General features: G+C 59.7%; 8 protein-coding genes. 4 read left to right on the top strand and 4 right to left on the bottom strand.

Translation table 11 applies throughout. From position 1 onward, the window contains the following. Positions 1–667: 667 nt before the first annotated feature. Positions 668–1465 carry a universal stress protein gene (locus ACS3WB_RS08225; protein WP_438275071.1) on the top strand — a complete coding sequence of 266 codons (798 nt, stop codon included), beginning with the start codon at positions 668–670 and terminating at the stop codon, positions 1463–1465. A 170-nt stretch (positions 1466–1635) separates the two neighbouring features. Here ACS3WB_RS08225 and ACS3WB_RS08220 read toward each other — a convergent pair whose 3' ends face one another. The 3 genes from ACS3WB_RS08220 to ACS3WB_RS08210 form a co-directional block, all read right to left on the bottom strand. After that, positions 1636–2535, bottom strand: a complete 900-nt coding sequence (locus ACS3WB_RS08220) for a formate/nitrite transporter family protein (protein ID WP_438275070.1) — start codon at positions 2533–2535, stop codon at positions 1636–1638. 49 nt (positions 2536–2584) lie between these two features. Then, positions 2585–2914 carry a cupin gene (locus ACS3WB_RS08215; RefSeq protein ID WP_438275069.1) on the bottom strand — a complete coding sequence of 110 codons (330 nt, stop codon included), beginning with the start codon at positions 2912–2914 and terminating at the stop codon, positions 2585–2587. A gap of 80 nt (positions 2915–2994) precedes the next feature. Further along, positions 2995–3198: a hypothetical protein gene (locus ACS3WB_RS08210; protein ID WP_438275068.1), complete on the bottom strand. Its 204-nt coding sequence runs from the start codon at positions 3196–3198 to the stop codon at positions 2995–2997. A 302-nt stretch (positions 3199–3500) separates the two neighbouring features. Here ACS3WB_RS08210 and ACS3WB_RS08205 point away from each other — a divergent pair, with 302 nt between their 5' ends. Next, positions 3501–3959, top strand: coding sequence for a MaoC family dehydratase (locus tag ACS3WB_RS08205; protein ID WP_438275084.1), 459 nt, complete (start codon positions 3501–3503; stop codon positions 3957–3959). After that, complete coding sequence (locus ACS3WB_RS08200) at positions 3956–4846, top strand: HpcH/HpaI aldolase/citrate lyase family protein (RefSeq protein ID WP_438275067.1); 891 nt, start codon at positions 3956–3958, stop codon at positions 4844–4846. Before ACS3WB_RS08205 ends, ACS3WB_RS08200 begins: the two co-directional genes overlap by 4 nt. 37 nt (positions 4847–4883) lie before the next feature. Here the strand turns inward: ACS3WB_RS08200 and ACS3WB_RS08195 are convergent, their stop codons facing one another. Next, complete coding sequence (locus tag ACS3WB_RS08195; RefSeq protein WP_438275066.1) at positions 4884–6158, bottom strand: serine hydrolase domain-containing protein; 1275 nt, start codon at positions 6156–6158, stop codon at positions 4884–4886. A 223-nt stretch (positions 6159–6381) separates the two neighbouring features. On the opposite strand from ACS3WB_RS08195, the gene ACS3WB_RS08190 reads away from it, so the two are divergent. Next, complete coding sequence (locus ACS3WB_RS08190; protein WP_438275065.1) at positions 6382–7602, top strand: NAD(P)/FAD-dependent oxidoreductase; 1221 nt, start codon at positions 6382–6384, stop codon at positions 7600–7602. The last annotated feature ends 189 nt before the right edge of the window (positions 7603–7791 follow it).

Below are 7791 nucleotides of genomic sequence, written 5' to 3'. Positions count from 1 at the left end.
GATCGGTGCGACCCGAAGAGATCCATGAATCGGTCGACGCTGTTTCATGCGCTCAACCTTCGCCCGGCTGTTTGCGCAAGCCGTATCTTGGTAGCCAACGCGCTGATGAAAGAGCGGTTCCAGGTTTTGGCCGGATAGCGTGACTTCAGCGAGACCTCCAGGCCGCCAAGGCGTTGGCGAGTACCCTGGCGGCCCATTACCAGCACCAAAGGGACGAACAAATGACGCTGGTGCGGCTATCATATCAGAGGCTTCCATGCAGAAGGCGCGGGGGTGTCCCGAAGCTGGCGCCGGTCGACGGCGACACCCGATAACTAATTCACGCTCTCCAGCACTTGCAGGTGCGGACGACGTTCAACGTCGGCAATCTGTTCGACAAGAAGTACATCAACCTGTTTTTGGATTTACCCCTGGGCGCGCGCCGCGCAGCGTGTATTTCAACATGACGTACTAGCTCTGAGGGCTTGAATCATTTGGTCGTGATGACTTGGTCGCGGTCTTTCCTTCCGCAAAAGAGTGCCAGTAACATGAAGGCTGCGTTTGGTCGGAAAAAGTCGAGGCGGGTCACTCCGCCGCTCCAGGCGCGGCCTGCTTTGATGTGTGTCAATTCGACTCTTGATGCTGATGTCATATTTCTTATCATGTGCGCAGATTTGGAGCGAATTATATGATCAAGGACATTATTCTTCATCTGGAACGCGACGCTTCTCGAGATATCGTTCGAGATTTCGCGGCTTCGATAGCCGAAACCTTCGCTGCGCATCTGACGGGAGTTATATTCAAGTTCGCAACGAACATTCCCGCAGAATCGCTCGACGATCTATTTGTCGAGAGCGAAGCCGAGGCGCACGATGCAGTTGACCGCTTTGAACTTGCCATGAAGCGCGATGGTCTCTCGGCTGAATCGCGGCTCGTTGCTGGAATGGCCAAGACGTTTTCGGAGATGGCGCGGTGCTTCGATCTAAGCATCGTCATGCAATCGGACGAACATCATTACATCAATAACAGCATTCTCATCGAAGCGGCGCTGTTTGATTCCGGCCGGCCGCTGATTGTTGTTCCTTGCACCCAGAAGGATACGTTGAAGCTGGATCGAATTGTGTGTTGCTGGGATGGAAGCCGCACGGCGGCGCGTGCGATCAATGATGCTTTGCCTTTCCTGAGAAAGGCCAATGCCGTTGAACTGTTTATTGTTGAAAATGAAAAGACTGCGCACGAGCAGGTGATCCGCGGAACCGAAATTGGTCGGCACCTCGCTCGACACGATATCAAGGTTGAGGTGCGAACGGAGCCAGCCGCCGATTCCGATGTGGCGAATGCCATCCTGTCGCATGTCGCCGACGGTTCAACGGACCTGCTTGTAATGGGCGGCTATGGACATTCCCGCCTCCGGGAATTCGTGTTTGGCGGAGCGACGCGTGGAATACTGTCGGCGACGACGGTTCCTGTTTTCATGTCGCACTAAACATTTTTGCTTCTGATTGAATCGGAAGCAAAGCTCCGGCTTGTTGTTTAAACGCGTCTTCTTCACGCGAACCGGTGTCCATCCTCCGGTCGAGCCGGGGGATAGGTTTCGCTCGAAAACGCTTTGCGCCGTCTCACCGATGGACGTGAACCGCTATTCTCCTTGCACCGCTATTCTTTTTGCAAAGTATGAGTGTAGTACCATAGCGTGCCGTTCAGTACCATCGCGCCGAAGATATTGCCGATTGTGACCGGAATCTGGTTCCACACCCACCATTCGTAGATGCTCACCTTGGCGCCCGAGAGGATGGCGGTCGGGAAGAGCCACATGTTGACCACGGTGTGCTCGAAGCCGAGTGCGAAGAACATCGCGATCGGGATCCACATCAGCACCACCCGGCCCACGGTGCTGCGGGTGGCTTTGGACATGACCGATCCCAGGCTCACGAGCCAGTTACATAGCACGCCCTTGCCGATGGCGGCGCACCAGCCGACGATGCCGTAATGGATGTAGCTCACCTTGGCCTCGGCGGTGTTGGAAATGACCTTGAGCATGCTGTCTGGGGGAGTGGATCCGCCCTTGGTCAGCGAGAACCACAGCAGCCAAGCAAAGAAGATACCCCCCACCAGGTTGCCGGTCAGCGTCCATGTCCAGTTGCGAACCAATTGGAACGGCGTGACTGTTCCGGCGTACATGCCGATGGGCATTGTCGCGAAGCTGCCGGTCGCCATCTCCAGGCCGAGGAAGCTCAGCGTCACGTAACCGGCCGGGAACACAAGTCCCGCTGCACCGAGCGGAACCCCGGCAGCGACCATCGCAAAGGTCACGCAGGCTCCGTAGGCCAGAAAGGGCGTGCATAGAAAACCGCGGATGAGAAGATGAATGGTGCCGAACTTGGCCTTCTTGGCGGCGTCGGCCGCCAGTGCACCCACCATCTCCGCCGGCGGTACCGTTTCGAGGACAATGCCGGCATGCGCTTCATCGGCCATTGCGTTCCCCTGTATGATTTTTTGTATGATTTTTCCGATCAGCGCCGTTTCGACGTTGTCGATTTTTATTGGAAAAAGCATAGCAGATCGACGGTAATCCCGCAACGGCATGCGGTGCGGTGAACCCCGTCTATCGGACAAACAAAATGGTGAGAACCAGGGAAGAGTCTTCGACGCCCTTTACAGAATGTTCCGCGCCACCGTCGAGATAAATCCATTGGCCGGCTAAAAGTTCGAGCGATCTATCAGCAAGCCCGAGGGCAACGCGGCCTTCCAAACAGTGCAGCATGATCGGACCCGGAACTTTGTGCGGTTCAATCTCCTTGCCCGCATGGACAATGAGACGAATGACTTCGAAAGCATCGGACTTCACGATTGCGACCGTTCGAGCCTCCCGCAGTGCTTCCCCGAGGGGATGCAGATCAACAACCTCGCCGGCGGCTGCATGGTGGATAGCCATTATCTGTTCTCCATTTTTTCAGCGACCACAGTATTGATGCCGCGAAGGATCGTGCGGCCAGACAGATATCTTGCCGATTGCTACTTTACCGTTGGGGGCGGATTGATTCTGCGTTTGACCCATTGGCCCAAGACATAGAACGCCACAAACATAATCGTAGCGCTTGCAGCGATGGTGAAATCCGAGAACTCGTCTTTGAACCTTGAGGCAAGAATGTAGACGCCGGCGAGTCCGATCCCAAAGACAGCCAGCGAGGCAATTTCGGCGGTTTGTTTTTTGGTCAATTGAGTCTCCCGTGTTAGGTCGCGACTTTCGATATGCGAGTAACGCTACTGATGCACGCCGTTGCTTGCCTATGAAAACAGTTCGAACGCCGTAGATGTGCTCACGCTCGCACGATCTTTAATGCATTACATCGGAAATGTAAGTGGACGACTGCCATTCCGGGCTGGATGATCATTGCAGCCGGCGAAGCCATGGGCTTGGCTGCATTGCAGCGCGAGGTAGCAGGTGGCAAACTTCGGACGAGCAGCAATGCCAAGGCTCGTTGGGGCGCGTGTGCGTTCAATCCGATCGCAGGAAGGAAATCCGGATGGCGGGTCTTTATTTCGAGCAGTTTTCCGTCGGGCAAACCTTCGTGCATGAAGTGCGACGAACGGTCACCGACATGGACAATATTCTGTTCTCGTCGCTGACCTGTAATCCCGCGCCAGTGCATATCGATCACGAATATGCCAGGTCGACCGAATTCGGCCAACCGCTGATGAATTCGATCTTCACGCTCGGCCTCATCATCGGCCTGTCCGTGCAGGACACGACGCTCGGAACCACGGTCGGCAATCTCGGCATGGAGGAAACCAGGTTCTCGAATCCGGTGTTTGCCGGCGATACGTTGCGCGCGGAATCGAGGGTGGTTGCGGTTCGCGCCAGCAAGTCGCGTCCGGGGCAGGGCATCGTTACACTGGAGCACCGTGGCTTCAACCAGCGGGACGAGGAGGTGGTGTTCTGCCGCCGCCATGCGCTGATGATGGGGAAGCCGGCATGAAGTTGCGCTCGCTTCTGTTTGTCCCGGCCGACAGCGATCGCAAGTTCGCCAAGGCGGATACCTGCGGCGCGGATGCGTTGATCCTCGATCTGGAAGACTCCGTTGCGTCCGGCCGCAAGGCGTTCGCCCGGGATGCCGTGAAGGATCGCGTAGGCGGGGCGAGACGTGAGTGGATGTTCCTGGTGCGCATCAACCCGCTCGAAACGGAGCTGGCGCTGGAAGATCTGGCCGCGGTCGTCCGTCCTGGACTGGATGGCATCGTGCTTCCAAAGGTGAACGGCTATCATGACGTCGAGCGGATGGCGCGCTCTATCGATGACCTTGAGGCTGCCACCGGCGTTGCTTCCGGGCATGTCAAATTGCTGGTTGTCGCAACCGAGACGCCGGCGGCGATGCTGGGCCTCGCCGGTTATGCCGCATCACGCGCAACGCCAGGCTCGAGGCTGGCGGCCATGACATGGGGCGCGGAAGACCTCAGCGCCGCGCTCGGCGCATTGACCAATAAAGAGCCGAACGGCGATTGGACTTTTCCTTATCAACTCGCGCGCGCCCAATGCCTTTTTGCCGCCGCCGCGGCGGGCGTGGTTGCGCTTGAAACGCTCTACGCTGATTACAGGGATCAAAACGGCCTTGCCGAGGACTGCCGGATCGCGCGCCGCGACGGATTTGTCGGGCGTCTCGCGATACACCCGGATCAGGTCGCGACCATCAACGCCTGCTTCACCCCGTCCGAAGCCGACCTCGCTCATGCGCGACGAGTGGTTGCGGCCTTCGCCGGTCAGCCGGACGCGGGCACGGTGGGCATCGACGGCAGGATGTATGATCGTCCGCATCTCGTTGCTGCAAAGCGCACATTGGCATCGGCGGGCGAAATCGTCGATGAATGAGCAACGAGCCTGGAGACCGGCGAAGCGGCTTAGAGAGTCAAAGATTGCTGTCGGTGATGGCCGCATAGACCATGGTGCGAAGTTCGCGCCGGACGGAATAGGCAGTCGAAGGTATCACCTGCGTCATGAAGATCGTGATCAACTCTTCCGCCGGATCGATCCAGAACGACGTTGTCGCCGCGCCGCCCCAGGCGTATTCGCCGGGGCTGCCAGGGACGAGTGTCCTTGCGGGATTCATGGTGACGGAAAACCCAAGGCCGAAGCCGACGCCGCTGTAGGTTGCTTCCGCGAACATCGATCGTGACATTTCCGGCAGGTCGCGGTTGCCCGGAAGGTGATTGGCCGTCATCAGCGCCAGCGTTTTCGGTCCGATCAGCCTCACGCCGTCAAGTTCGCCGCCGTTGAGCAGCGCGCGGCAGAAGGTGAGATAGTCGGCGGTCGTTGAGCACAGACCGCCGCCGCCGGAGATGAAAGAGGGCGGCGAGAGGTAGGGGCTTGTCGCCGGATCGTCCTGCAACGTCAGCCCGCCCTTGGCACCCGGCGAATGAACCGACATCATGCCGGCCGCGGTTGCATTGTAGCAGGCCGCCAGCCGATGCGCCTTTTCGGCGGGAACGTAGAAGTCTGTGTCGGCCATGCCGAGCGGATCGAAAATGCGTTCCTTGAGAAACTGCTCGAACGGAACGCCGCTGATCTTGCCGATGAGATATCCGATCACGTCGGTGGAGACCGAATAATTCCAGGCTTCGCCGGGCGAGAACTCCAGCGGGATTTTGGCAAGACCCGTGATCATCGAGTCGAGCGTGCCGGCCAGTTCGATCGTGCCGATCTGCCTGTCGCGATAGGCTGCATCGACATTGCTTCGCTGCTGGAAGCCGTAGGTCAGCCCGGACGTATGACGAAGCAGGTCGACGATCTGCATGGGCCGCGCCGGCGGCCGGGTGACGAAAGCGGGCGCGACGCCTGCCTGAAACACGCCGAGGTTCTTCCATTCGGGAATGTACTTGTGAACCGGCTCGTCGAGCGCAACGAGACCTTGCTCCACCAGCATCATGAAAGCGACGGACGTGATCGGCTTGGTCATGGAATAGATGCGGAAGATGGTGTCGTCCTTCATCGGCACCTTGCGTTCGAGATCGGCAAAGCCCTGCACGGAGCGATGCACGATGTGTCCGCGCCGATGCACCACAAGCTGCGTACCCGGAAAGCGGCCCGCGTCGATGTATCGCCGCTTCAGATGGTCATCGATCCGATCGAGCGCAGCCCTGGACATGCCGGCGGCTTCAGGCGAGGCGGGAGCGAAGGCTGACATCGGGCGTCACTCCGGTGATGGCGGACCGGGCGGCCGCGCATTCCGCGCGGCGCTCGGTGGCTGCTGCTGCCTTACTTAAATCGCAGATGCGAAGGGGTGGCAATCGCTCTCGGGCCGTGCAAGAAGACGCCGCTGGCAGGATGCTTCCGCGCCAGAAAAGATGATGTTTTACGGAGGTCATATGACAGTCGATCGAGCAGTCTCGAGTGGGCCGGTTTGACGAATGGCGGACCAACCGATTCTGATCGTGGGCGCGGGCCACGCAGGTTTTCAGCTTGCGGTGTCGCTGCGCCAGGCGGGTTACGATGGACCCGTCGGTCTGATCAATGACGAGCCGCATCTGCCCTATCAGCGGCCGCCGCTGTCGAAAGCCTATCTGAAGGGCGGCGGCAGCCCGGACTCGGTGATGTTCAGGCCGGAGAAGTTCTATCACGACCAGCGCATCGAACTGATCGCGGACCGCGCCGTCGCCATCGACCGTGGCGCGTGCCAGCTTGTCTGCGCGTCCGGCTTATCCCGCGCGTACAGGCATCTTGTGCTGGCGACCGGCGCCCGCAACCGCTTGCTGGATATCCCCAACGCGGGCCTGGAGGATGTTCTCTATCTGCGCACGCTCGACGAAAGTGAGGCGCTGCGGCAACGCTTCGGAGCCGGCGGGAGGGTGGTCGTCGTCGGCGCCGGCTTCATCGGCCTCGAATTCGCGGCGACCGCGCGGGCAAAGGGTCTCGAAGTCGATGTGGTGGAACTGGCGCCGCGCGTCATGGCGCGCGCGGTCACGCCGGAGATTTCGGAATTTTTTCAGCGTCGCCACAGCGAGGCGGGGATCCGGCTTCATTTCGGCGTCCAGGCCACGAGCATCACCAGCGACGAGAGCCGCGTGACCGGCGTGACCTTGAGCGACGGCAGACCGATCGCGGCCGACCTCGTGGTGGTCGGCGTCGGCGTCTTGCCTAATGTCGAACTGGCGGCGGAGGCGGGTTTGCCGGTCGCCTCCGGCATCATCGTCGACGAGCATCTGCTCACCGCCGATCCGAATATTTCGGCGATCGGCGACTGTGCGCTGTTCATGAGCGAGCGTTTCGGCGCGCCGCTGCGGCTCGAATCCGTGCAGAATGCAACCGATCAGGCGCGCTGCGTGGCGGCGCGGCTGACCGGTGATGCAAAGAGCTATGACGGTCTGCCGTGGTTCTGGAGCGATCAGGGGCCGGACAAGCTTCAGATCGCGGGCCTCACCACCGGCTACGATCAGGTCGTTGTACGCGGCGATGCCGGGCAGGGATCGTTCTCGGCGTTCTGTTACAAGGCCGGCCGTTTGATCGGAATCGAATCCGTCAATCGTGCGTCGGACCATGTTTTCGGCCGGCGCATTCTCGCGGTGGACGGTTCGATCCCTCCTGAGCAGGCTGCCGACACTGGCTTCGATCTCAAGCAGGCGCTTGCCTGAATCCCCATCGGTAACGTGATCGCGGCCGGATCGGATGCGCAGGCTTTTGCGCCGGTGATGCTTGAGCATCGGATGCATCGCGTTGCCCGCATGACTATATCGCGGAGATGCCACCGGTGTTCGATCCGGCGAACTCATCCGTTCGGAATATGACCGCGCGCGCCTGCGATTGGTGAACCCGGATCATGG

The organism is Nitrobacter sp., assembly GCF_051535215.1.
Lineage (GTDB): Bacteria > Pseudomonadota > Alphaproteobacteria > Rhizobiales > Xanthobacteraceae > Nitrobacter.
The sequence above is the reverse complement of the archived record's forward strand: the minus strand, read 5'-3'. Positions and strand labels throughout refer to the sequence as shown.